The following is a 25,385-nucleotide window of genomic DNA, read 5'->3' on the forward strand; positions in this document are numbered from 1 at the left end:
GTATTATGGTACAGGATGTCCATTAGAGCTTTCGAAAATTGTAAACCATTGTTGACGATCTAAATTGACTTTTGTAGAAAGAGCGGCTGTTTTAACACGATCTAATTTACCAGATCCAACGATTGGCATCATATTAGCTGGATGAGCAAGTAGCCATGCATACATAACTGTATCGATGCTAGTAACACCTAGTTCAGTAGCAACCTTCTGTAAAGTTTCACGTACACGTACGGCACGTTCTGATTGACCAGTAAAGATTTCTCCGCCAGCAAGAGGCGACCAAATCATAGGATTGATTCGTTTTTCTTGGCATAGATCAATTGTTCCTTTTTCGAAATGCTCAAGATGCATCGCAGATACTTCAATTTGATTTGTAAGGAGCGGGAAATCTAAATAGGAACTTAACATATTAAACTGTGAAGGTAAAAAGTTAGATACACCGAAGTGGCGGACTTTGCCTTCTTGTTTTAAACGCGAGAACGCTTCTGCTACTTCATTTGGATCCATAAATGGATCAGGGCGATGAATGAGCAATACATCAATATAATCTGTATGTAAGTTTTGTAATGAGTCTTCCGCGCTTTTTATTATATGTTTAGCACTCGTATTGTAGTGAGCAACATATCGCTCTGGAAATTTCGGTGATGGGGGAGCGATTCCACATTTTGTGACAATTTGCATATCTTCGCGTAAGGAAGGCTTGAGTTGTAACGCTTCTCCAAATAATCCTTCACACGTATAGCCACCATAAATATCGGCGTGATCGAAAGTAGTAATTCCCATCTCCATACAAGCTTCAATGAAAGAAAGTAACTCTTGCTTTGTCATATTCCATTCTGCTAAACGCCAAAAACCTTGAATAACACGAGAAAATTCTAGTGTTTCGGCCATTTGAACTCGTTCCATTATAAGTACCCCCTTGAGGAATAAAAATTTTTTTGAAAAGGCTTTCTTGCTATGTATTATTATATAGTTACAGTGTCGTACATACAATAAATATGTTTTGCTACAAAAACGATTTTCTCTATATGCTATAATGTAGAAACATATAGCTATAAGGAGATGTAAGGAATGATTCCAGTAACAATATTAACTGGTTTTCTTGGATCAGGGAAAACGACATTATTAAATCGCATTTTATCAGAGAATCACGGTCAGAAATTAGCAGTGATTGTAAATGAAATAGGGCAAATTGGTATTGATAATCAGTTGATTATGAATGTCGAAGAAGAGATTATGGAGATGACGAATGGATGTTTATGTTGTACTGTACGTGAAGATTTACTCGTCGCTTTAAAACAATTACTGGACGTAAAAGCAGAAGGGAAAATGGATTTTGATGGATTAGTAATTGAAACGACTGGTCTTGCAAATCCAGGTCCGATTATTCAAACATTCTTTTTAGATCCTGTTATTCAATCTGCATACCAAATAAACGGTGTTGTAACAGTAGTAGATAGTTATCATATACATAAACATTTTGAAAAAGGACTAGAAGCAAAGGAACAAATTGCATTTGCTGATGTCGTTTTAGTAAATAAATTAGATTTAGTGGATGAAAGTGAAAAGGAAAATCTCTTGCAGGAACTGCAAGGTATTAACCCAACTGCAAAGTTAATTGAGGCGACTAACTGTGATGTGGATATTCAATCGTTACTACAAATTCAGACGTTTAAAACGAAAGATACGTTACAAATTTATCCTCATACAGAGCATAATCATCTAGAAGGTGTAAAATCGTTTGTACTGCGTGAAGAACGTCCGTTAGATTTACAAAAACTAAATGAATGGATGTCAGCTGTCGTTCAAGAACTAGGTGAATATTTATATCGCTACAAAGGAATTTTATCGATTGATGGAGTAAATAAACGTATCGTTTTCCAAGGTGTGCATACACTGTTTGCTGCATCATACGATAGAGAGTGGCAAGAGGGCGAAGAACGAGTAAGTGAAGTCGTGTTTATCGGAAAAGATATTAATAAAGAATGGTTCCAAGAACATTTTGAGGAGTGTGTGAAATAAGTCTGCATATATTGCAGGCTTATTTTTTGGAATTAACTAAGTACTCTATGGAAAAATGCTAGATTGCAAAAAACGAAGGATAATAAAAAGCCCGTTTTCACAGGCTTGTATGTTCATCTAATAGTAACTCCATTACAACACCTACAACTGGGCCTTCGTCATCAATATCGCCATTTAAGCGGAAGCCAAATGACTCGTATAATCCCATTGCGAGTTTGTTGTCTGGATGTAAACTTAAATAAATTATTTTACATTCAAATTTATCTTGTAAGAATTGAATGAGTATGCGAAGGAAACGTTTTGCGTATCCTTTTCCTTGATATTGCTCGTCAATCATAAAGCGATCTAACCATACGCTTTTACGTTTTTCCCAATACCATCCGTACATTGCATATCCTACAAGTGTTTCTCCATCGTATAAACCTACTGACGTTCCGTTTCCTTCAAATAATGATTCTGCTAGAGAAAACGCATTGCTTTCAATAAATTGCTGCTGGTCTTTTGCGACGTTTAAAGCAGCTACCGAACGCCAATTTTTTTCTGTTACTTCACAAATGTGAAGAGTCATAATTCCAACTCACCTTCTAAATTAATATAGCATAAAAGCTAATATGGATAATTTTACTTGTTATTTTGGTCAAGTCAAGTAAGAACAAGTAAAAAAGAAGCTGCATGACATATGCAGCTTCTTTAAAAAAATGATTAGTTAGTAGCTTCTTTCAATGTGTTTACGTTTTCTTCCATTAAAGTGAAGTAATCTTTATTGTTCTTCGCATCATTTTCAGAAATAGTAGCAAGATGATTTAAGCGTAAAATTTTTGTACCCGTTTCTTTTTGAATGACAGATGCTACTTTTGGAGTAGAAAAAGTTTCAAATAAAATATATTGTAGATTATGTTCTTTTACTGTTTTTGTAATTTCAGCAAGCTGTTTTTGAGATGGTTCATCAGAAGCTGAAATACCCGCGATAGCAATTTGTTTTAGGCCATAGCGTTGTTCCCAGTAACCATAAGCCGCATGAGAAACTAAAATATCTTTCGTTTTTGCATTCGCAACAGCTGCTTTAAATTGATCATCTAAATCAGTGAATTTTGTTTGAAGTGCTGCGAAGTTTTTTTCGAACTCTTGTTTATGGTCAGGTTGTAATTCTACAAGTGCATTTTTAATTTTTTCTGCCTGTTTCATTGCTAAAGTAGGATCTAACCAAATGTGCGGGTCTTTATCGTGATGATGTTCATCCTCTTTATGGCCGTCTCCGTGATCATGATGCTCTTCTTCTGTAGAAGTACGCAGTTCAATACCTTTTGATGCATTTACAATTTTAACATTTTCTTTTTGCAATGCTTTTTCCATTTTTTCAGCAAATGGTTCTAATTCAGCACCGTTATAAACGAATAAATCGGCTTTTGCAACTTGTACGGTTTGTTTTTGACTTGGTTCAAATGTATGAGAATCTGCACCAGGCGGGTAAATCGCTTCAACAGTTACATAGTCGCCACCAATTTTTTTTGCGAAATCAGCAAGAGGAAAAATAGTTGTATAAACAGTTAGTTTTCCATCTTTCTTGGCCTTGCCTTCTTTTTTATTTGAGCAGCCAGTAAAAATTAAAGTGAAAATAAGTAAGAATGAAAATATAGTCAATCTTTTAGGCATGAAGTTCTCCTCTTTTCTTTTTTACGGATATATTTTCCCCAATTATAGAAGAAAAATATCATTTTAATACAAAACGGAATAATTACGTTTTAGTTTGCGAACTTAGTATAATACATCTTTTATAAAGTTGCAATAAATAATAATCATTCCGATTTGATTTTGTTATAAAGTTGTCAAATATAGAGGTGTTATTTTTGCGAATACATGCATATGTGACAACGCTGTGTTCATATATATGAAAGGAGGGTGTAGAGGGGGATGAGTGTTTGGGTTACTTAATGGAAGCTATTTTATTGATATTAGCGGTAGTATTCCCATTAGCCTTAGTCTTAATTTTTTTAAGAAGATTAATAAGTAATTTAGGAGATGCATCAACAGTCACAAAATTACGAGAGAACGATGAGAAAAAAGAGTGAGTAAAGCACTATGCGTACGCATAGTGCTTTACTTGTGGTAAAATGAGAGAAGGAAACTCCTAAAAGTTGTATTTTGCTGAAGGAGAGAAAAGTAAAATAAGAGGTATATGCATATATGAATAAGCGAACAGCGTTAGTACTTGGTGCAAGTGGTTTAGTTGGACAAGAGATAACGCGTCTATTACTTGAATCAGATTACTACGATTCGGTTACTATTTTTGTAAGAGAACCAATACAATGGCAACATGAAAAGTTACAGCAAAAGCAAGTAGATTTTTCAATGTTAGAGGAATATAAAGAGTTTTTTGCTGTAGATGATGTATTTAGTTGTCTAGGAACAACGATCAAAAAAGCAAAAACAAAGGCAAATTTCAAAAAGGTAGATTATGAATATACGTTAAGAGCTGCTTGTTTAGCTGAAAAACAAGGGGTGCAAAATTTCTTAGTTGTGTCCTCGATGGGAGCAAATCCTAAATCATTTTTCTTTTATTCGCAAGTTAAAGGGAAAATGGAAGAGGAATTACAAAAATTAGTTATTGGTGGTATTCACATTTTTAGGCCGTCATTATTAGTAGGAAATCGACAAGAATTTCGTTTTGGAGAACGAATGGCTGAAAAGTTATCTCGTATGATTCCATTTATATTTAAAGGGGCTTTCAAAAAATATAAACCAATTTCAGCGAAAGATGTGGCGAAAGGGATGTATATCACTGCATTGCGAGAAGAAACGGGTATCTATTTTTATAACTCAAATGAAATTACAACGATAGAATAACAAACGAGAAGAATGATATGTACTAGTCCATACTTTTTGAGGGTTTGCAAAAGGAGGATATACGAATGAGTAAAAAACTTGCAAAATGGAATTCAGCAAGTTTTTTACGAAGAAGCATGGTATCCACCTATAACAGACGCGTTAAAGGATCTTACCGCTGCACAAGCGTGTTGGCAACCAGAAGGAAGGGCTAGTAATACAATTTGGGAAAATGTAAACCATTTACTTACTTTTAAAGAACGCCTGCTTGCCCGCTTACACGAAGATGAAACATTTGTTGCACCACAAAATAATGATGAAACGTTTGTCCAAGGAGGATGTAATGATGAAGATGCTTGGCAACAAACAGTGTTGCGAACAATTCAAGTGCATGATGCTTTACAATCTGTATTAGTATCCCTTCAAGAAGCAGAACTAGATCGACTTATCCCTTCTCTTCCGATTTGGCAACAATATCAGAACATTCTTTTGCACGATGCTTATCATACAGGACAAATTGTACAAATTCGCAAGCTTCAAGGTTCATGGCCAGCGCATCGTTCCTATTTATAAACGAAACAAACGAATTTAAAACAGTATACTATTATAATAAAAAACAATTTCCTACTTAATTTGAGAAATTGTTTTTTTATTACTTCAGTTGTGATCCATATTATTGAATGTGGATTGTAACCTTGTCGCATATTTAGAGTGTGAATATGCTTGTTTTGTTCATTGAGTTTAATTGTTTTTATATAACGTTATTTAAGTGTATAGCTGCATGTAGTGAGAATAAGGAGATAAAAAATAGGCGTATCAAGCAAAATGTTGATACACCTTAAAATGATATTATAAAATAACATACATTGTCTTGTAGTATACTTTTAATTTCTCTGTAAGTAGTCGTACATAATATTCTCGGTTTTATCCCGCTTTAATGGGCAGTAAGACCCCCACTGATTAAAGTTTCACTTTATTTATTCGTTTGGATTTTCCCTGGTGCTCGCTTGTATTGGTATGGTTCTTGTAACTCAAAGCCAAGTTCATTGGCGGCTATTCTTGGGAAGTAAGGATTACGAAGTAACTCACGTCCGATAAAAATTAAATCTGCTTCGTTATTATTTAAAATTTGTTCTGCTTGTGCCCCGGTCGTAATTAATCCAACAGCACCAGTTGCAATGTTAACATGCTCTTTAATATGTTTCGCATATTGTACTTGATACCCGGGATATACATCGATGTGTGCCGGTACAACAGCCCCAGAACTACAGTCGATTACATCTACCCCTTGTTCTTTCATCCATTTTGTATACTGAACGTAATCTTGAACTGTTAACCCATCAGGATGATAGTCATTTGCTGAAATACGAACGAATAACGGTCCGTTCCAAACTTCATTTATTGAGTCAATAATTTCACGTAAGAAACGATAGCGATTTTCAGGTGAGCCCCCATATTCATCAGTCCGCTTATTAGAAAGTGGAGAAAGAAATTCATTAATAAGATAACCGTGAGCACCATGTATTTCAATAACGTCAAATCCAGCTTGTTTTGATCGTATTGTAGCTTGCTGAAAAGCGAATATAGTATTTTTTATTTGCTGTGTATTCATTTCTACTGGTATTTTCATTGTTTCATTAAACGGAATTGCTGATGGAGCGAGAGCATCCGTTTCTAATTCTGCTTTTCTTCCGGCATGAGCGAGTTGAATGGCAGCTTTTGCACCGTTATCATGTATAAAAGTTGTCGTTTTATGTAAGCCTTCAATTAGGCTGTCATCCCATATACCTAAGTCTTTGTTAGAGATTCTTCCTTCCGGTAACACGGCTGTCGCTTCAATCATAACTAAACCAACTTGACCGGCAGCTCTCGTTCCGTAATGAACGAGATGGAAATTAGTTACTTGGCCATCCTCGTTTTCTGATGAATACATGCACATAGGTGACATAACGATACGGTTTTTTAATGTAACGTCCTTAATTGTATAAGGTGAAAAAAGTTCGGAATTCATCCAATAGCCTCCTAGATTGAATTTTCTTACATTGTATCATTCTCTTTTTTGTTTTCCCTAATAAAACGCTTATACGAAAAATTTTGTCTATTCGTGTTACAATAATTAATATGAATTGAATTGGAGGATGACATATGTATCAGGCTTATTATGAAAGTGAATTAGGTTTGCTGGAAATTACAGCGAACGATAAAGGAATTACGTCTGTTATATTTGTGGATGAGAGACAAGAAGAACATAAAAATGAAACGATAGATCAATGTATAAATGAGCTAGATGAATATTTTAAGGGGAAAAGAAAAGAGTTCACGGTCCCGTTGTCTGCTGAGGGAACATCATTTCAAAAAAATGTATGGGATGCGCTCTATACTATTCCTTATGGCGTAAGTGCTTCATATTTAGATATTGCAGAGAAGGTTGGAAATACGAAAGCGGTACGAGCAATAGGAGGAGCGAATAGTCGTAATCCAATTTCAATTATCGTTCCGTGTCATCGTGTAATAGGAAAGAGCGGGAAGCTTGTTGGGTATGCTGGTGGTTTATGGAGGAAAGAGTGGTTATTAAAACACGAAGGTATTTTGAAATGACGTATGGATGAGAAGAGGGATTGTTTTGAAGTGTATAAATTGTGGGCAACTTTGCAAGGGAAATCAGTTGAATTGTGAAAGTTGCCAGCGGACCTTGCATAATGAACAAGGTGAAGGAAGTTCGCTAATAGACAAGGAATTAGAAGTATATGTAGGGAGACAATATCCGCATTACAAAAGGAAATGGGAGCTTGAGGAAAAGCGGATTGCTAGATGGAGCTGGAATGGTTGGGCAGCTATTTTTAATGTAGGTTGGCTTGGATATCGTAAGTATTATGTACCTGCAGCTTTATTGATATTGTTATTATTAGCATGCGATGCATTTTCTTATTATATGGGTTTCAACGTAGCACTGCCGATCATTAATATGGTGCCTCTTACATTTTTATTGCTCATTTTTATTTTATTTGGAATGGCGATTTTTGCGAATGGATTATATTATCAATTTGCAGAAAGGCGTATATATCGAATAAAAGCACGAGAAATTCAAGATGAATCGGTTGAGAAGTATCTCATTCGTGATAGTGGTGGAACGAGTAAAATGGGAGCGACAATTGTTACGATTTTAGCAGTTGCTAGTATCTTCTTCAGCCATTTCTTTTTCCCGACTGATCGAGATATTATCCAAAAGGTTCGTGCAGGCTCACTATATGAATATCCGTTCTTTTCCATTGGTGAATCGTTTGAAAATTATTTTAGAAATCCAGGTTGGGTATATTACCGTGGCACTGAAGGATTAGAATTGGTAGAGTTCCAAGGAGAAAGTCCTGATATGCCAAGGAAAAAGGTGAAGATCCAATTTGTTGTTGATTATAAATTGGGCGAGATTGAGCCGTACTCCTTGACGATTAATGGAGAATCAAAAAATGAGGAAGACTTTTTGAAGATAATGGAAGAAATATTTAAAGTTCAAAATCCATTTGACATAGAGGATGGATTACAAGTAAAAAGAATAGAAAAAGAAGCGGATAGAAGGGCATTCTATCCGCTTCTTTATTTACTGTACAAAAATAATATTTGAAATAATCTGAATCTTTTGTATAATGGTATGTATTATACTACTTTCATTTATACATATAGATTGGGGGAAGGAAGAATGAAGAGAAAGGTAACAACGATTGCTGCAGTTGCATTATCGACAAGTGTATTAGTTGCAGGTTGCGGAAATGGGGAGAAGGCATCTACAACGAAGAAAGAAGCAGGTAAGGGAGCAGCAGATAAGCAAGTATTAAACTTATTAGAAGCAGCAGAAATTCCTTCAATGGATACGTCAAAATCAACAGACTCTGTATCATTCCGTGCCTTTGTCAATGCAATGGAAGGTTTATATCGTTTAGATAAGGATAATAAACCAACTCCGGGTATGGCAAAAGATGTGAAGATTAGTGAAGATAAAACGACATATACATTTGAATTACGAGATGCAAAGTGGTCTAATGGCGATCCAGTTCGAGCGCAAGATTTTGTATTTGCATGGCAACGCGCATTAGATAAAGCAACGGCAGCTGAGTATGCATTTATTTTATTTGATGTGAAAAATGCACAGAAAGTAAATAAGGGAGAATTACCGTTAGATCAATTAGGAGTAAAAGCAAAAGATGATAAAACGTTAGTAGTAGAATTAGAACAACCAGCACCATATTTCCTTGAGCTTACTTCATTCCCAACATTTTTCCCTTTAAATGAAAAATATGTGAAAGAACAAGGGGATAAATATGCATTAGAAGCAGATAAACTATTATATAATGGACCATTTACGATGAGTGAATGGAAACATGAACGAAGCTATCAGTTAAAGAAAAACCCTAATTATTGGGATAAAGATACTGTGAAGTTAGAAGAGATTAATGTAAATATTGTGAAGGAAACGAGCACAGGAGTAAATTTATATGATAGTGATCAAGCGGATCGAGTTATTTTAAGTTCTGAATTCGTTGATAAATATAAAAAGAATAAGCCAGATGAATTTAAAACGAAGTTAGATCCACGTATGTATTTCTTACGTTTTAACCAAAAAAATGCAACGTTTAAAAACCAAAAAGTTCGTGAAGCGATTGATCTAGCATACGATAAAAAAGGAATCGCCAATGTTATTTTAAATGACGGATCATTACCAGCATATTTCTTAGTACCTGAGAAATTTACGACAGGACCAGATGGAAAAGATTTCCGTACTGTAAATAAAAATTTCCGTGATAGCAAAGATAATGCAGAAAAAGCAAAAAAATTATGGGAAGAAGCGAAGAAAGAGCTTGGCCAAGATACAATTACAGTAGAATTTCTAAATGATGATAACGGTAGCCGTAAAAAAGTGGGCGACTTTATTAAAGAAGAGTTAGAGAAAAATTTACCTGGTATTAAAGTGAATTTGAAACAACAACCATATAAGCAGAAGCTAGAGTTAGAAAAGAAATTTGAATATGAATTCTCATTATCAGCATGGAGTCCAGACTATCCGGATCCAATGACTTATATTGACATGTTTGTTACTGGAAGCTCATTTAATGAAATGGATTATTCTAATCCGAAGTATGATGATTTAGTAGCGAAATCAAAAGGAGAGCTATTAAAAGATGATAAAGCACGCTGGAGTGCCCTTGCAGAAGCTGAAAAAATCTTAATTGGTCAAGATGCTGCTATTTCTCCTGCGTACCAACAAAGTACGGCATATTTAGAAAAACCATACGTGAAAGGTATTGCGAATCATACGTTTGGTGGGGACTTCAGTTATAAATGGGCATATATTACAAAGAAATAGTATAATGAAAGGTGAGTGAATTTTCGCTCATCTTTTATTTGTATAGGAGGAATTAGAGTTGTTAAAAGGAATCAATCATCTTTGTTTTTCAGTAACTAATTTAGAAGATTCTATTACATTTTACGAAAAAGTATTGGAAGGGGAATTATTAGTTAAAGGGAGAAAACTCGCATATTTCAATATATGCGGGGTATGGGTAGCGCTTAATGAAGAAACACATATTCCGAGAAATGAGATTCATGAATCTTATACGCATATTGCGTTTTCAGTTGAACAGAAAGACTTTGAACGCCTACTGCAGCGATTAGAAGAAAACGATGTTCATGTTTTACAAGGAAGAGAACGGAATGTAAGGGACTGTGAGTCTATATATTTTGTTGATCCTGACGGCCATAAGTTTGAATTTCATTCAGGGACATTGCAAGACCGACTTAATTATTATAGAGAAGATAAACCTCATATGACATTTTATTAAGGGAGGAAAAAAGTTGCATGCGCTAGTAATTGGCGGGACAGGAATGCTAAAGAGAGTCTCTATGTGGCTTTGTGAGAAAGGATTTCATGTTTCTATTATTGGACGAGATGAAGTGAAATTAGAAAATGTTAAGCGAGAGAGTGCTGCGCCAGAAAGGATTACATGTCTATCATTAGATTATCATAATAATGACGATGTAAAGCTAGCTATTAAAAGTACAATTGAGAGGAATGGTCCAATAACAGTAGTTGTCGCATGGATACACGCAAGTGCGAAGGATACGTTATCACTCATTTGTAGAGAATTAGAGTTGTGGCCGGAAACATACAATGTTTTTCATATTTTTGGTAGTAAAGCGTCGCGTATGCCCGCACAAAAAATAGGAGGTACGCGGTGTAGCTACTATAGAATAATATTAGGTTATATATTAGAAGATACGTACGGGAGATGGCTTACCCATGAAGAAATATCGGATGGGGTAATAAAAGGAATTGAGAGTAAGTGTGATGAATGGATTGTAGGACGAGTAGAACCGTGGGAATTGCGGCCAACATGGTAAGGGGGAATGAGAAATGAAGACAACTGTATATGTAACAAGGCATGGTGAAACGGAATGGAATGTAGCGAAGCGAATGCAAGGGCGGAAAAACTCTGCTTTAACTGAAAATGGTATGCTACAAGCTAAGCAATTAGGAGATCGAATGAAAGATTTATCTATCGATGCGATTTATAGTAGTCCGAGTGAAAGAACCCTTCATACTGCAGAGCTAATAAAGGGCGATCGTGATATACCGATAATTGCGGATGAGCATTTTTATGAAATTAACATGGGTATATGGGAAGGACAGACAGTCGATGATATAGAAAGGCAATACCCAGACGAAATACAATTGTTTTGGTATGAGCCACATCTTTTTCAGTCAACATCAGGAGAAAATTTTGAGTCTGTTTATAAAAGGGTAATTGAAGGGATACAGCTTCTTCTAGAAAAGCATAAAGGAGAAAGTATATTAATTGTTTCCCATGCGGCAGCGGCAAAACTACTTGTAGGACATTTCGCAGGTATTGAAATAGAAAATGTTTGGAATGATCCATTTATGCATAGTGCTAGTCTTAGTATAATAGAATTTGAAGAAGGTAAAGGTGAAGTGAAGCAATTTGCAGATATAAGTCATTTTCAGTAAGCATAAAAAAAGGCCGTGAAAACGGCCTTTTTTTATATGAAAAACTAGCAATTACGTTTTTTGTACCAGAAGTGATCGAATTTCTTGTTTTTGCAAGATGGGAATTTATGTCCGCCATCTTTGCAATCGTTCCATTTCTTTCCGTCATCACACGAATCGTCGCAAGAGCCACCGTGTCCGTTCGGGAAGAATTCGCATTTTTTACAGTAACATCGTTTAGTCCAGTAAAATTTCTTTTCAAAGCGTACACATTTTGTAACGAATGTGCAATGCTTTCTGCGAGTACGTTTTGTAACTAAAACGCATTCTTTTCTACGTGTTACTTTCGTAACGAATGTCCATTTTTGAACGCGCACACGAGTACATTTTGTAACAAATGTCCACTTTTTAACGTGAGTACATTTTGTAACGAACGTACAATGTTTCACGCGAGTACATCTTGTTCTTGGGCATTTACAATCTTCGCTACAATCTATTTTTGTCGTGCAATCATCATCGCACTCAAATGTACTTGGATCTTGATGTAAGAAATCTTCCATCCCCGCACTTTTGATTTCCTCGACAGCTTTTCTAATATCACGTTTCATAGAAATCCTCCTTATCATGTATTCAGGTGAAAAGGTACTCTTTTTCCTTAACATGATATGAGATATGACGTCTTTCTGAACAGGACAAGAGTGTAATTTTATATAAATAGATGATAGCGGATGTATGGACAAGACAAGGCGCATACATTGAATGAAGAGAACTGAGAAGGGATGAGAAAACATGCTGCCTTCATATGATTTTTTTATTCATCCAATGTACGTAGTGGAATTGAAAAAAGACATTTGGTCAGACAGTCCAGTGCCAGCCAAATTAACTTATGGAAAAAAGAAGTATGACATTGATATCGTATACCGAGGGGCTCATATTCGTGAATTTGAGAAAAAGTCTTATCATGTTATGTTTTATAAACCAAAAAAGTTTCAAGGTGCGAAAGAGTTTCATTTAAATTCTGAGTTTATGGATCCGTCTCTCATACGAAATAAATTATCTTTAGATTTTTTTCATGATATTGGTGTACTTTCACCAAAATCACAACATGTATTTATAAAAATTAATGGTCAAATTCAAGGTGTATATTTACAGTTAGAATCAGTTGATGAAAACTTTTTGAAAAATAGAGGATTACCAAATGGTTCTATTTATTATGCGATAGATGATGATGCGAACTTTTCTTTAATGAGTGAGAGAGATAAAGATGTTAAGACAGAGCTTTTTGCGGGATATGAATTTAAATGCTCGAATGAAAATAGCGAAGAACAGCTGAGTGAATTTGTATTTCAAGCGAATACTTTGAAGAGGGAAGCTTATGAAAAAGAAATTGGAAAGTTTTTGCATGTAGATAAATATTTAAGATGGTTAGCTGGCGTCATTTTTACGCAAAACTTTGATGGTTTTGTTCATAACTATGCGCTATATCATAATGATGAAACAAATTTATTTGAAGTGATACCGTGGGATTATGATGCGACTTGGGGGCGTGATGTACAAGGAAGGCCGCTAAATCATGAGTATATTCGTATTCAAGGCTATAACACGTTAAGTGCAAGATTGTTAGATATACCTGTTTTTAGAAAACAATACCGAAGTATTTTGGAAGAAATATTAGAAGAACAATTTACCGTTTCATTTATGATGCCGAAAGTTGAAGGTTTGTGTGAATCGATTCGTCCATATTTACTTCAAGATCCATATATGAAAGACAAATTAGAAACATTTGATCAAGAAACTGATATGATTTATGAATATATAAATAAGCGAAGAAAGTATATACATGACCACCTACATGAATTGGATTAATTTTGAAAGAGATTGGAACATTATCAATCTCTTTTTTTGTATAATAAAGATGTATCAGTAGAACTAACTTAATATGCAATTAAAAGAGGATGGGAGATGTGGAAACATGACGGTAAAGTGGATTGATTGGGTAAAACAAATACAAGCTATAGCCCAAGCGGGTTTAACGTATTCTAAAGATGTGTATGATATAGAGCGATTCCAACAATTACGGGATATTTCCATTTCGATGATGTCACATTACACAAAGACAGATTGGGAAGTTGTAGAGAAGTTATTTGCAAATGAGACAGGTTATCAAACACCAAAAGTTGATATAAGAGCAGTCGTTTTTCAAAATGAAAAGTTATTATTTGTGAAAGAAAAAAGTGATGGGAAATGGGCATTGCCAGGTGGATGGGCTGATATCGGTTATACGCCAACAGAAGTAGCAGCGAAAGAAGTTATAGAGGAGACGGGTTATGAAGTAGATGATTTTAAACTACTCGCTATATTTGATAAAGAAAAACATCAACCATCGCCTTCAGCAACACACGTATATAAAATTTTTATTGGTTGTAAGATTATTGGTGGCGAAAAGAAAACGAGTATTGAAACAGATGATGTGGAGTTCTTTGGCGAAAATGAATTGCCTAATTTATCGATTGCTAGAAATACCGAAGAGCAAATTAAAGAAATGTTTGCCTACATGAAAGAATCTCAGAAAGAAATATTAATAGATTAATCATGCGTATGCCAATCAAATTGTTGGAATGAAGATATTGGCAGAATGCAACCTTTATGTAATAATGGGATGGTATGTGAAGAAAAAAGGAGATAGAAAATAAAATGTTAGCAAGCATAATAGATCAGTTATTGCAATTTTTTGCAAGCTTAGGTTACTTTGGAGTAGCGCTAGCTTTAATGATTGAAATTATCCCGAGTGAAATTGTACTATCGTATGCGGGCTTTTTAGTTGCAGATGGTAAAATTAGCTTTGTCGGTGCAGTCATTGCTGGAACAATCGGTGGTACGTTAGCTCAAATATTTTTATATTGGCTTGGATACTATGGAGGACGTCCAGTTGTAGAGAAATACGGGAAATATCTACTTATTAATAAACATCATTTAGACATAGCGGAAGGTTGGTTTAAGCGTTACGGAGCAGGAGTAATCTTTTCTGCGCGTTTTATCCCAGTCGTACGTCACGCAATCTCTATTCCGGCAGGATTAGCTAAAATGCCGTTAAAATTATTTACACTGTATACTGTAGTTGCGATTATTCCATGGTCAATACTATTTATATACTTAGGTGAAAAGCTTGGTGGAAATTGGAGACACATTAAAGAGTATGCATCTGATTACACACATTACATAATTATAGGAGCTGTTCTCTTTGTTGCTTTATACTTCGGTTTAAAGTATTTCAAAAAGAAAAAAGCAGCGCGTTAAAGTCAATGATTTTTCATTGGCTTTTTTATTTGTTCTGGTTCTAAAAAAAAGGAGTTGTCCATAATGTGTAATAATAAAGCGTAGCGGAGGAATGTGATGAAAGGGTCACCGTTTATACGTGGAACGATATTTTTAACGATGGCAACGATGATATCTAAAATGTTAGGGTTTATATATGTTATACCATTTACAGCAATGGTTGGTACGAGTGGGTACGTTTTATACACGTATGCATATCGTCCATATACGATTATGCTTAGCATTGCGACGATGGGACTACCGCTTGCAGTTTCGAAAATGGTATCAAAATATGATCAACTGAATGATTATCATACGGTTAAGAGAGTGCTAAAGAGCGGTATCTTTTTTATGTTGATAATGGGAGTAATCTCATGTTTAACCCTATATATATTAGCTCCACATTTAGCTAAACTTGTAATCGATGGAAATGATCAAACAGGGAATAGTGTAGCGGCGGTCACAACTAATATTCAAATTGTAAGCTTTGCGTTAATACTTGTACCGGTAATGAGTTTATTAAGGGGATTCTTTCAAGGGTTCCAATCGATGGGGCCCTCTGCTTTAAGTGTAGTGGTAGAACAATTTTTTCGAGTCTTAACCATTTTGATAGGAAGTTTTGTCGTTTTATATATTTTAAAAGCTTCTATCTCTCTAGCTGTTGGTATTTCAACGTTCGGTGCCTTTATGGGAGCGATAGGTGGATTAACGGTTTTAAGTGCGTATTACATTAGAAGGAGAAAGCACTTAAAGAAAAAAGAAATGGCAAGTATTCCGCAAACAACGAAATCTTTTTTCTCGCTTTATAAGGAGCTCTTTACATATTCAATCCCGTTTGTTGTCGTTGGTTTAGCAATCCCGTTGTATCAGACGATTGACACATTTACAATTAATAAACTACTTATACAAATAGGCTATATGCAAGGCGAAGCAGAGAAGATTAATGCAATAATTGGTCTTGTTCAGATGGTTGTACTTATCCCAGTTTCCGTTGCGACTGCTTTTAGTATGTCTCTCGTACCTGAGATGACAAAAGCCTATACAGCAGGAAATGTGAAGTTACTGTACAAACATTTTACGAGGACGAATGTATTAGTAGTAGGTATTACGGTACCAGCAGCAATTGGAATGATGTTGCTAGCAAAACCAGTATATACGCTTTTATTTGGTGCCGGCAATGACCCGGAGATGGGGAGAGTGATTTTACAGTATTATGCTCCTGCCTGTATACTATTTTCGCTATTTACAGTAACAGCTGCGATGTTACAAGGAATTAATCAACAACAGAAAACAGTGCTAGGATTAGTGATTGGCATTATTGTGAAGATAGTTTTAAATATTGTATTGCTTCCGTATTTCGATTATGTAAGTTTTATTATTTCAACATACGCTGGTTATACGATTTCAGTTGGCTTTAACTTGTGGATGCTTTCTAAATATGTTATAAAGGCAACATAAGCTTTTTAAGGCAGAGAGCACTCTGTCTTTTTCTTTGTTTATAATATTTTTCTTATAAAAACGTTTTCAAAATAATTTTTCTATTGAAATTTAAACGTATGTTTCATATGCTGAGAATGGCGGTTCAAAAACTGTTCTGTAAGAGAGGTAGATTCCTACATGTAAAAAGAATCGGGGTGATAGTATGTTAAATATTTATTTAACAGACCGAAACGGAAAACTACAAGAGGTTGAGGAAATGCAAAAGGGTTGCTGGATTAATGTACTTCATCCAACGGAAGAAGAAATTCAATATCTAGTACAAACTTTAAATGTAGACTTAGATTTCATTAAAGACCCTTTAGATGATGAAGAACGCTCTCGTATTGAAAAGGAAGACAATAATACTTTAATAATCGTGGATATTCCAACAGTTAGACATGATGAAGAAGGAAATTCGATTTATGACACGATTCCAATAGGTATGATTGTCATGCCAGATTGCTTTGTGACAATTTGTTTAGAAGAAAATCCAATTTTTGAACGTTTTATTAATCAACGTATTAAAGAATTTTATACGTTTAAAAAGACACGCTTTGCACTTCAGCTCTTATATACGATTTCTACTTATTATTTAAGATACTTAAAGCAAATTAACAGAAAAACAATCGATTTAGAGCATCAATTAAATAAGTCGATGAAAAATAAAGAGATTTTCACATTGCTAGGCCTTGAAAAAAGTTTAGTTTACTTTACAACATCATTAAAGGCGAATAAAATTGTAATTCAAAAATTAATGCGTAACAGTACATTTTTAAAAATGTATGAAGACGATCAAGATTTATTAGAAGATGTATTAATTGAAAATAAACAGGCTATTGAAATGGCGGAAATATATAGTCACATTTTAAGTGGAATGATGAATACTTTTAGCTCCGTTATATCAAATAATTTAAATAGTGTTATGAAACTGTTAACGTCTATTACAATCATTTTATCATTACCAACGATGGTTTCTAGTTTCTTTGGAATGAACGTAAAGGTTCCATTTGAAGGGGAAGCACATGGTTTTGTAATTGTACTCATAATATGTGTAACACTATCTTTCACATTAGCGTTTGTTTTTTGGAAGAAACGTTACTTTTAATGAGAAGAAAGCTGCTCTAGCATAGTTGTGTAACTGCGCTAGAGCAGCTTTTTTGCTATGAAATCCAAAGTTTTGAATCGAATATAACCTATAAAATGTAATGTATATGAAGTGAGTGTATTCCGTATAAGTCTTGTCCAATTAATAAAATAGGGTTAAAATTACATATTGTTAATGAAAAGTTGGAGGAAATACATCATGGAATTGTTTCAATTACCGAAAGCATTCCTGCAAATGAATACAATCTTTATCTCCATATTAATCGAAGCACTTCCTTTTGTGCTCATTGGTGTATTTATTTCAGGATTCATTCAAATGTTTGTGACAGAGGATATGGTAGCGAAATGGATGCCGAAAAACCGTTTTCTGTCTGTTTTAATGGCGACTTTTTTAGGTATGATGTTTCCGGGTTGTGAATGTGGAATTGTTCCGATTGTAAGGCGATTAATCGGAAAAGGGGTTCCGCCATATGCCGGGATTGCATTTATGTTGACTGGGCCAATTATTAATCCGGTTGTATTATTTGCAACATACGTTGCCTTTGGAAGTAGTATGCACATGGTATGGTATCGTTCTATTGTAGCGATTATCGTAGCAATTATCGTTGGAATTATATTATCATTTAAGTTTAAAGAACATCAATTAAGAGATGATCACTTCCCAGAAGTGAATCATAAGCGTCCATTACGTAAAAAAATGTGGGATGTATGTACGCATGCTGTTGAGGAATTTTTCTCGATGGGAAAATATTTAGTATTAGGTGCCTTAATTGCAGCTGCAGTTCAAACGTTCGTACAAACTTCAACACTGCTTGCTATAGGACAAGGGCCGTTTTCTTCACCAGCTGTTATGATGGGACTTGCTTACATTTTATCACTTTGTTCAGAAGCGGATGCATTTATTGCTTCGTCATTCCAAAGTACATTTTCAACAGCATCACTTGTCGCGTTCCTCGTATACGGACCGATGGTGGATATTAAAAATATGTTTATGATGCTTGCAACATTTAAAACGAAATTTGTAATTGTCGTTACAGTTACAGTTACACTTGTTGTTTATGCAAGCTCACTACTCATTTATGCGATGGGGTGGTAGGTTATGTTTCGAGCATATATATTATTAGGTTTTACAATCTTAATCGCGCAGCTTCATATTTCAGGTAATATTACGAAATATATCAATATGAAGTATGCCTATTTATCAAAAACAGCAGCTATTATTTTAGGTTTTTTAACGGTCGTTCAAATTATTATCGTTTTCCAAAAAGAACATCAAAAAGAAAAAGAACAGCACAATTGTGGTTGCGATCATAGCCATTGCGGACATGATCATTCAAAAGATGAGAATACATGGTGGAAAAAAGCATTTTCGTACACATTGTTTTGTTTTCCGATAGTCTCAGGATTGTTTTTCCCAATTGCAACGTTAGATTCAGATATTGTTAAGGCGAAAGGGTTTCATTTTCCAGTAGCACAAGCAGAAAGTAAAGATCCATTTATGACAAGGCAATTTCTAAGACCTGACACGAGCATTTATTACGGGAAAGAAGGATACCGTGGTGTAATGGAAAAAGGGAAAAAAGAGTTCGTTACGAAAGATAGTATTACTTTAAAAGATGAAGATTTCCTAAAAGGGATGGAAACAATTTATAATTATCCTGGAGAGTTTACTGGGAAAAAATTATCTTTTAAAGGGTTTGTTTTCAAAGATGATTCTTCTAAAAAAGAACAATATTTCTTATTCCGTTTCGGTATTATACATTGTGTAGCGGATTCTGGTGTATATGGTATGTTAGTGAAAAAACCAGAAGGAGTAGAATGGAACAATGATGATTGGATTCAAGTTGAAGGAGAAATAGCAACGGAATTTTATCAGCCATTCCATGCGAACATTCCGGTTTTAGAAGTAACGAAATGGAATAAAGTTGAACAGCCGAAAGAACAATATGTATTTAGAGGAGCCGATTGATCACATCGGTTCTTTTTTGTGGACTAAGAGTTCTGAATGTTGTTAATATTAAACGTGTAGTGATAGTAAGTTCATACTGTTCTAATGTTAATGGGAAATGGAACTCTTACCGAATTTCTTTGCTCCAGCCGAATTTTGTGGTGGGTAGTTCACTGTCTGCAAATAGTGGATTAAATAATCAAAGAGGTGATAACAATGACTGAAGTAAAGGGAAAAACAGCTAATGAATCCAGAGTGTTTAAAACGAGCCGAGTATTTCCAACAGATTTAAATGATCATAATACGCTATTTGGTGGAAAAATATTAGCCGAGATGGATATGGTTGCTTCTATCTCAGCAACGAGGCATGCAAGAAAAGAATGTGTCACAGCATCTATGGATTGGGTAGATTTCTTACATCCTGTTCGCTCTTCAGATTGTGTTAGTTATGAATCTTTTGTAATTTGGACGGGTAGAACTTCTATGGAAGTATTTGTGAAGGTAGTAGCAGAAGATCTAATTTCAGGTGAGAAACGTATAGCAGCAACATCATTTGTTACATTCGTTGCACTTAGTAAGGAGAATAACCCGGTTCCAGTTCCTCGAGTAATCCCTGAAACAGAAGAAGAGAAAGAATTACATCGCATTGCTGTGTTGCGTGCAGAACAACGCCATATACGTAAGGCAGAGAGTAAGAAAGTAGCTACATTACTAACTTTTTGAATTGAATATGTAGTCGTTAAAGGTATTATAACGGACTGAAATGTTTTTCATATGAAAAGCGGACACCTAAAAATAGGTGTCCGCTTTTATAGTTTTTTCATCCACATATCATACGAAGATAACTACTTAGCAGAAGCAAGCAGCACCGACGATGATCAAGAGGATAAATAATACGACTAATAGCGCGAATCCATTACCTTGTGCGAAGCCCATTGTTATTTCCTCCTTTTATTTTAAGATACAACATACAATATGCAAATGAGCTATCGTTTGATATGGACATATATCATGGAATGACATATTTTCTTGAATGATAATGTATTAAAAAAGGGAAGATATAGAAATAACAGTAAGTGGAGAAAGGAAAATATCCATGAAACACTTTTTCGCTGTACTCCTTTTTTTAGTAGGTGTATTCATTTGGATGAACATCGATGTGGAAATGGGGAAAAAAATGGCTAGTGAATATGAATTAGGACAAGTTCGATTAGGTGACTTTCAACTATATACGAACGGCGAAGAGTTATATAAGAATTTATTTGAGGATATACGTAATGCAGAAAAGTACATATATATCCATTTTTATATTGTAGGTAAAGATGAAATAAGCCAAGAATTTTTGCAGTTGCTCGAGAAAAAGGCATCGAGCGGAGTAGAAGTAAAATTGTCAGTCGATCGAATAGGTGGATACAAGCTGAAGAAAAAGATAATTCGTCAATTAAAAAGAAACGGTGTCCAGTTTACGTTTAGTAAAAAGCTTAAACTGAAACATGTATTCTATTCATTGCATCAACGGAATCATAGACGTATTGTTACGATAGATGGGAAGATTTCATATGTCGGCGGTTTTAATATTGGAAAGGAGTACCTTGGACAAGATCCGAAATTTGGTCCGTGGCGTGATTATCATGTACGAGTCAATGGGAATGGTGCTACCGATATGGAAAGAAAATTTGCTGCTGACTGGAAAGAAGATACAGGAGAAATAATGCCTGTACATGAAAGTTTACCTGCAATAGGGGATGTGAAGTATCAATACTTATTTTCAGATGGAAAAGGTTTATGGGAGAAATATGGAGCGCTTTTAAAACAGGCTAAAAAGTCTTTAATTATTGCTACGCCATATTTTGTACCAAGTAAAGAAATGATAAATGAGTTAAAAGATGCATTACATCGCGGTGTCAATGTGAAAATTCTCGTACCATTTAAAAGTGATGCGGTATTGTTAAAACAAGCGGCTTATCCATATTTGAAAGATATGAACGATGCTGGAGCAGAAATTTATCAATATCGAAATGGTTTTTTTCACGGGAAAGTAACGATCATTGATGGAGAAATTGTCGATATAGGTACAGCGAACTTTGATAATAGAAGTTTTTATTTAAATTGTGAATCTAATTGTCTCATATATGATAAAAAAGTTGTTGCTGACGTATGGAACCGATTAAAAGTAGATTTTCATAAATCAAAAAAATTTTCGAAAGAAGATTTTGAGAAAATTAGTAAATGGGATTGGTTTTTAGCAAGAATAGCAAATGTTATAGCATCATATTTATAGTGTATATACAAAAGAGAAGGGAGGTACTTTCATGGATTGTATGAAAGAATTAATGAGGTATAGTTATATGCTTATATATAAGGTTGGGGAGTATACAGGAAAGGTAAGAGACGAAGAATTAAAGGAGCTATTACAGCAGCATTTACCTTATATGTTGCAAGCATATAATGAACAAGTGAATTTTCAAGAAGGAGAGAATGTACAGCATATAACTTGTGAACCAATTTCATTTCATTTTCATGAAATGGAAAAGGAAACTGATAGTAAATATACAGGGGATGTCCATATTGCAACTTGTTATATTTCGCATTTAAAACGGTTATCACTAAAGTTCGCTCAAGTGGCAGTTGAAGTTGCGAATCCGGAATTCCGCTCCTTTTTAGAAAATTGCTTCCTGAAAATGAACCGTTATGCCTATAGTGTATGGCAATATGTTGTGAAGAAAGAGTATAAGATTAAACATGTATATGAAAATGAAAAGTTTGCATAAGAAACTAAGGCGGAAAGATAGGCGCCTTAGTTTTTTACTTTTCATAGAGAAAAAAGAATAGGAGTCTATATGTATTATCGGAAAATTTACAAAAGTTTACCGTTTATTTACTATTTTTCAATCTTTCCTTTAAAAATAGAGAGTAATATGGGGTTGTACATATTCTATCTAAAGGAGGAAACGCAAATGAACAAATGGGTTAAATCATTAACTGCTATGGCACTTGCAAGTTCTTTATTAATGGTAGGTTGTAGTAAAGGTGAGGACAAGAAGAAAGAAGACGATACAACAACACAACAAGAGGACAAAAAGGATAAAGAAACAAGTGGAACTGAGAAGTCTACGGATTCTAAAGAAAAGAAATAAAATAATAAAAATAGAGCTTCCTCCTAAATATGAGGAAGCTTTTTTGTTGTAAATTGAGTGAGATTATTGAAAAATAGAGAAAGAATGAAAAGGGGGAAAACAAATGAAAGTATGTATATTGGGAGCAACTGGGCGAGTAGGTTCAAACATAATAAAATTAGCATTAAAGGATTCAGCTGAAGTGACTGCATTAGCGCGTGATGTAAATAGAATGGAAATACATCATGAAAGGTTACGAGTCATAGAAGGTAATGTATGGAATGAAAATGATATAAAGAAAGCGATAGAAGGAAGCGATATAGTAATTAGTGCACTTGGTACGGATCAAAATGGGACATTAGCGAAGAGTATGCCACAAATTATAAAGCAAATGAAAGAAGAAGGAGTTCATAAAATCATTACAATAGGAACAGCTGGTATTTTACAAGCGAGAACAAATTTAAATTTATATCGTTTTCAATCAACTGAATCAAAAAGGAAAACGACAACAGCAGCAGAAGATCATTTAGCTGCATATAAGATACTTAGTCGTAGTAATTTATGTTGGACTGTCGTTTGTCCGACGCATTTAATAGACGGTGATGTGACAGGGGTATATCGAACTGAAAAAGATGTATTACCAGAAGGTGGAGCGAAAATAACAGTTGGTGATACAGCGCAATTTACGTGGAATCTATGTAGTGAAAACAAATATGAGAATAGTCGAGTCGGAATTTCCTATTAAAAAACCATCCCGAAATTGGGATGGTTAAAAGATGATATAACATACAAATATGATAATCATAATGATTTGGAGAATGGCTTTCGCTACTGTACTGCTTAAAAAACCAACTACAGTAGCAACTCCTACTAGAAAGGCGTCTTTTGGCGCTTTTTTATGCATGAGTTCTGTAATAAATACCGATAAGAACGGTATGATAATTAAACCGAATGGTGGGAAGAAGAAAGAGCCGACAATGATAGAAATCATACCGACACGTTCGCCCCATTTAGAACTCCCATATTTCTTTAGGAAATATCCATTTGCGATAAAATCAGCAACGAAAATGAAAAGTGTGAAAATGACTTGAATAATCCAAAAGGAAGTTGTTAGTTCTCCGCCATTTATACCAAAATGGTAAATGAAATATCCAGCCCATACAGCAAGGATGCCTGGAATGATAGGGTAAATAAAGGCGAGAAATGAAACAATGAAACAGGCAATGATACAGATTGTTAATAATACTGTCACTTTATAACTCCTTCTTCGTGTCTAATTTATGTACCGCAATTTTTTTCACTTGATGTCCATCAAGTTCTAGTGCTTTAAATTGAAAACCGGCAAATTCAATGAAATACCCAGCCTCAATATTTAAGTCCACTGCTTGAGAGAGGAACCAGCCTCCAATTGTATCTAAATCGCTATCATCAATATGTAGGCCAAACATATCATTTACTTCAGAAATGAGCACCTTCCCGTCTAAAACAGTAAGCTTCGGCGTACGTTTTTCAATCATAGGTGATTCATCTGCATCAAATTCATCTTGAATTTCTCCAATGATTTCTTCAAGAATATCTTCCATTGTTAAAAGTCCAGCAGTACCACCATATTCATCCATAACGATTGCCATCTGAACACGATTCTTTTGTAGATGTACGAGTGTTTTGCGAATTGGAACAGTTTCAAATACAGTTAGTACTGGATGTATGTAAGATTCAAGTGGCTTATGAATGCCTTTCGTTTGATCGTGAAATACTTCTTTCGTATTGATCATACCGATAATATCATCTTTATCTTTTTCGATGATCGGATAGCGTGTAAACTTTTCAGTTGCGACGATATTCATATTTTCTTCTAACGTATTTTCAATAGATAAGCAAATCATTTCTGTACGAGGGACCATAATTTCTTTTGCAACTCGGTCGTCAAATTCAAAAATATTATTCACATATTTATATTCGGTTTGGTTTATTTCACCGCTTTTGAAACTTTCACCTAAAATGAGGCGTAGTTCCTCTTCAGAATGGGCAAGTTCATTTTCTTTCGCAGGCTCTAATCCGAGTAGTTTTGTGAAAAAGATAGCTGCACTATTAAGTAACCAAATGAATGGATACATAATTTTATCAAATAAAATAAGTGGTCGTGCAAACTTAAGTGTGATTGCTTCTGCTTTTTGAATGGCGAAAGACTTTGGAACTAATTCACCTAATACAACATGGAAAAATGTAATAAAACTAAAAGCGATAATAAAGGATAAAGTATTCGCCATTGTTCCAGTAATATTAATCTTTTCAAAGAGCGGTCGTAGTAAATGTTCCACAGTTGGTTCACCAAGCCAACCAAGCCCTAAAGAAGTAATCGTAATCCCGAGCTGACAAGCTGATAAATAAACATCTAAATTAGATAGGACACTTCTTGCAGCTAAAGCTTGTTTATTGCCTTCATTTGCAAGCTGGTCAATTCGACTTTTTCGTACTTTTACAACAGCGAATTCTGATGCAACGAAAAAGCCTGAAATAAGGATAAGTATAAAGATGAGAAAAATATTTAATATGTCCAAGTGTGTTCTCTATTCCGTAGTTT

General features: G+C 34.8%; 30 protein-coding genes. 22 read left to right on the plus strand and 8 right to left on the minus strand.

The annotated features are described in order from the left end of the window. Window positions 1-3: 3 nt before the first annotated feature. Entirely contained in the window at window positions 4-906 is a 903-nt protein-coding gene (locus FOT98_RS09655; protein ID WP_063261327.1) for an aldo/keto reductase, read from the minus strand. Window positions 907-1,071: 165 nt separating this feature from the next. Here FOT98_RS09655 and FOT98_RS09660 point away from each other — a divergent pair, with 165 nt between their 5' ends. Next, on the plus strand, window positions 1,072-2,022 hold the full coding sequence (locus tag FOT98_RS09660; protein ID WP_063261328.1) for a CobW family GTP-binding protein: 951 nt from the start codon (window positions 1,072-1,074) through the stop codon (window positions 2,020-2,022). Between the two features lie 97 nt (window positions 2,023-2,119). On the opposite strand, the gene FOT98_RS09665 is transcribed toward FOT98_RS09660, so the two are convergent. Then, complete coding sequence (locus FOT98_RS09665; RefSeq protein ID WP_000172418.1) at window positions 2,120-2,590, minus strand: GNAT family N-acetyltransferase; 471 nt, start codon at window positions 2,588-2,590, stop codon at window positions 2,120-2,122. A gap of 134 nt (window positions 2,591-2,724) precedes the next feature. After that, window positions 2,725-3,675 carry a metal ABC transporter substrate-binding protein gene (locus FOT98_RS09670; RefSeq protein WP_063261329.1) on the minus strand — a complete coding sequence of 317 codons (951 nt, stop codon included), beginning with the start codon at window positions 3,673-3,675 and terminating at the stop codon, window positions 2,725-2,727. 266 nt (window positions 3,676-3,941) lie between these two features. Here FOT98_RS09670 and FOT98_RS32320 point away from each other — a divergent pair, with 266 nt between their 5' ends. The 3 genes from FOT98_RS32320 to FOT98_RS09680 all read left to right on the plus strand — a co-directional run bounded on the left by FOT98_RS32320 (window position 3,942) and on the right by FOT98_RS09680 (window position 5,418). Then, a complete protein-coding gene (locus FOT98_RS32320) occupies window positions 3,942-4,091 on the plus strand; it encodes a hypothetical protein (RefSeq protein WP_168216100.1) in 150 nt (49 codons plus the stop codon). A gap of 115 nt (window positions 4,092-4,206) precedes the next feature. Continuing rightward, on the plus strand, window positions 4,207-4,866 hold the full coding sequence (locus FOT98_RS09675) for an oxidoreductase (protein WP_061676451.1): 660 nt from the start codon (window positions 4,207-4,209) through the stop codon (window positions 4,864-4,866). A gap of 78 nt (window positions 4,867-4,944) precedes the next feature. Next, entirely contained in the window at window positions 4,945-5,418 is a 474-nt protein-coding gene (locus tag FOT98_RS09680) for a DinB family protein (RefSeq protein ID WP_063261330.1), read from the plus strand. Between the two features lie 400 nt (window positions 5,419-5,818). Here the strand turns inward: FOT98_RS09680 and namA are convergent, their stop codons facing one another. After that, on the minus strand, window positions 5,819-6,856 hold the full coding sequence (gene namA / locus FOT98_RS09685) for an NADPH dehydrogenase NamA (RefSeq protein WP_063261331.1): 1,038 nt from the start codon (window positions 6,854-6,856) through the stop codon (window positions 5,819-5,821). 134 nt (window positions 6,857-6,990) lie between these two features. Between namA and FOT98_RS09690 the strand changes: the two genes are divergently transcribed. From FOT98_RS09690 to FOT98_RS09715, 6 genes are all read left to right on the plus strand, one after another. Beyond that, window positions 6,991-7,443 carry a methylated-DNA--[protein]-cysteine S-methyltransferase gene (locus FOT98_RS09690; protein ID WP_063261332.1) on the plus strand — a complete coding sequence of 151 codons (453 nt, stop codon included), beginning with the start codon at window positions 6,991-6,993 and terminating at the stop codon, window positions 7,441-7,443. A gap of 7 nt (window positions 7,444-7,450) precedes the next feature. Beyond that, the gene (locus FOT98_RS09695; RefSeq protein ID WP_080467626.1) at window positions 7,451-8,464 is read left to right on the plus strand and encodes a DUF2628 domain-containing protein; all 1,014 of its coding nucleotides are present in this window, start codon (window positions 7,451-7,453) and stop codon (window positions 8,462-8,464) included. 75 nt (window positions 8,465-8,539) lie between these two features. Further along, complete coding sequence (locus FOT98_RS09700) at window positions 8,540-10,201, plus strand: peptide ABC transporter substrate-binding protein (protein WP_061676447.1); 1,662 nt, start codon at window positions 8,540-8,542, stop codon at window positions 10,199-10,201. A 58-nt stretch (window positions 10,202-10,259) separates the two neighbouring features. Beyond that, entirely contained in the window at window positions 10,260-10,676 is a 417-nt protein-coding gene (gene fosB, locus FOT98_RS09705; RefSeq protein ID WP_063261334.1) for a FosBx1 family fosfomycin resistance bacillithiol transferase, read from the plus strand. Between the two features lie 13 nt (window positions 10,677-10,689). Beyond that, complete coding sequence (locus FOT98_RS09710) at window positions 10,690-11,235, plus strand: short-chain dehydrogenase (protein ID WP_063261335.1); 546 nt, start codon at window positions 10,690-10,692, stop codon at window positions 11,233-11,235. Between the two features lie 13 nt (window positions 11,236-11,248). Then, window positions 11,249-11,860 (plus strand): phosphoserine phosphatase 1, encoded by a 612-nt coding sequence (locus tag FOT98_RS09715; protein WP_063261336.1) that lies wholly within the window; start codon window positions 11,249-11,251, stop codon window positions 11,858-11,860. A gap of 44 nt (window positions 11,861-11,904) precedes the next feature. Here the strand turns inward: FOT98_RS09715 and exsB are convergent, their stop codons facing one another. Beyond that, window positions 11,905-12,447 (minus strand): exosporium protein ExsB, encoded by a 543-nt coding sequence (gene exsB / locus FOT98_RS09720; RefSeq protein ID WP_063261337.1) that lies wholly within the window; start codon window positions 12,445-12,447, stop codon window positions 11,905-11,907. A 181-nt stretch (window positions 12,448-12,628) separates the two neighbouring features. Between exsB and cotH the strand changes: the two genes are divergently transcribed. The 8 genes from cotH to FOT98_RS09760 all read left to right on the plus strand — a co-directional run bounded on the left by cotH (window position 12,629) and on the right by FOT98_RS09760 (window position 20,408). After that, window positions 12,629-13,705, plus strand: coding sequence for a spore coat protein CotH (cotH, locus tag FOT98_RS09725; protein WP_063261338.1), 1,077 nt, complete (start codon window positions 12,629-12,631; stop codon window positions 13,703-13,705). Between the two features lie 106 nt (window positions 13,706-13,811). Next, a complete protein-coding gene (locus FOT98_RS09730; protein WP_063261339.1) occupies window positions 13,812-14,429 on the plus strand; it encodes an NUDIX hydrolase N-terminal domain-containing protein in 618 nt (205 codons plus the stop codon). 104 nt (window positions 14,430-14,533) lie between these two features. After that, window positions 14,534-15,136 carry an undecaprenyl phosphate transporter UptA gene (uptA, locus tag FOT98_RS09735; protein ID WP_000881202.1) on the plus strand — a complete coding sequence of 201 codons (603 nt, stop codon included), beginning with the start codon at window positions 14,534-14,536 and terminating at the stop codon, window positions 15,134-15,136. A gap of 96 nt (window positions 15,137-15,232) precedes the next feature. Beyond that, window positions 15,233-16,612: a putative polysaccharide biosynthesis protein gene (locus FOT98_RS09740; RefSeq protein WP_061676440.1), complete on the plus strand. Its 1,380-nt coding sequence runs from the start codon at window positions 15,233-15,235 to the stop codon at window positions 16,610-16,612. Window positions 16,613-16,796: 184 nt separating this feature from the next. After that, window positions 16,797-17,738 carry a magnesium transporter CorA family protein gene (locus tag FOT98_RS09745; RefSeq protein WP_000932392.1) on the plus strand — a complete coding sequence of 314 codons (942 nt, stop codon included), beginning with the start codon at window positions 16,797-16,799 and terminating at the stop codon, window positions 17,736-17,738. Window positions 17,739-17,936: 198 nt separating this feature from the next. Next, window positions 17,937-18,833, plus strand: a complete 897-nt coding sequence (locus FOT98_RS09750; protein ID WP_061676438.1) for a permease — start codon at window positions 17,937-17,939, stop codon at window positions 18,831-18,833. 3 nt (window positions 18,834-18,836) lie between these two features. Further along, a complete protein-coding gene (locus FOT98_RS09755) occupies window positions 18,837-19,706 on the plus strand; it encodes a TIGR03943 family putative permease subunit (RefSeq protein WP_063261340.1) in 870 nt (289 codons plus the stop codon). Window positions 19,707-19,901: 195 nt separating this feature from the next. After that, a complete protein-coding gene (locus FOT98_RS09760) occupies window positions 19,902-20,408 on the plus strand; it encodes an acyl-CoA thioesterase (RefSeq protein WP_000141167.1) in 507 nt (168 codons plus the stop codon). Window positions 20,409-20,534: 126 nt separating this feature from the next. Here FOT98_RS09760 and FOT98_RS09765 read toward each other — a convergent pair whose 3' ends face one another. Next, complete coding sequence (locus tag FOT98_RS09765) at window positions 20,535-20,621, minus strand: YjcZ family sporulation protein (RefSeq protein ID WP_071721689.1); 87 nt, start codon at window positions 20,619-20,621, stop codon at window positions 20,535-20,537. 160 nt (window positions 20,622-20,781) lie between these two features. Between FOT98_RS09765 and cls the strand changes: the two genes are divergently transcribed. The 4 genes from cls (at window position 20,782) to FOT98_RS09785 (ending at window position 23,546) form a co-directional block, all read left to right on the plus strand. Next, complete coding sequence (gene cls / locus FOT98_RS09770; RefSeq protein WP_063261341.1) at window positions 20,782-21,966, plus strand: cardiolipin synthase; 1,185 nt, start codon at window positions 20,782-20,784, stop codon at window positions 21,964-21,966. A 31-nt stretch (window positions 21,967-21,997) separates the two neighbouring features. Continuing rightward, on the plus strand, window positions 21,998-22,456 hold the full coding sequence (locus FOT98_RS09775; protein WP_063261342.1) for a spore coat protein: 459 nt from the start codon (window positions 21,998-22,000) through the stop codon (window positions 22,454-22,456). A gap of 186 nt (window positions 22,457-22,642) precedes the next feature. After that, window positions 22,643-22,822, plus strand: coding sequence for a hypothetical protein (locus FOT98_RS09780; protein ID WP_001045960.1), 180 nt, complete (start codon window positions 22,643-22,645; stop codon window positions 22,820-22,822). A gap of 103 nt (window positions 22,823-22,925) precedes the next feature. Continuing rightward, window positions 22,926-23,546 carry an NAD(P)-dependent oxidoreductase gene (locus FOT98_RS09785; RefSeq protein ID WP_061676433.1) on the plus strand — a complete coding sequence of 207 codons (621 nt, stop codon included), beginning with the start codon at window positions 22,926-22,928 and terminating at the stop codon, window positions 23,544-23,546. A gap of 24 nt (window positions 23,547-23,570) precedes the next feature. Here FOT98_RS09785 and FOT98_RS09790 read toward each other — a convergent pair whose 3' ends face one another. Then, complete coding sequence (locus FOT98_RS09790) at window positions 23,571-24,053, minus strand: DUF456 domain-containing protein (protein ID WP_000217326.1); 483 nt, start codon at window positions 24,051-24,053, stop codon at window positions 23,571-23,573. Window position 24,054: 1 nt separating this feature from the next. Continuing rightward, window positions 24,055-25,362 carry a hemolysin family protein gene (locus FOT98_RS09795; protein WP_063261343.1) on the minus strand — a complete coding sequence of 436 codons (1,308 nt, stop codon included), beginning with the start codon at window positions 25,360-25,362 and terminating at the stop codon, window positions 24,055-24,057. Between the last annotated feature and the right edge of the window lie 23 nt (window positions 25,363-25,385).

This window comes from Bacillus sp. HY001, from assembly GCF_007558965.1.
Lineage (GTDB): Bacteria > Bacillota > Bacilli > Bacillales > Bacillaceae_G > Bacillus_A > Bacillus_A mobilis.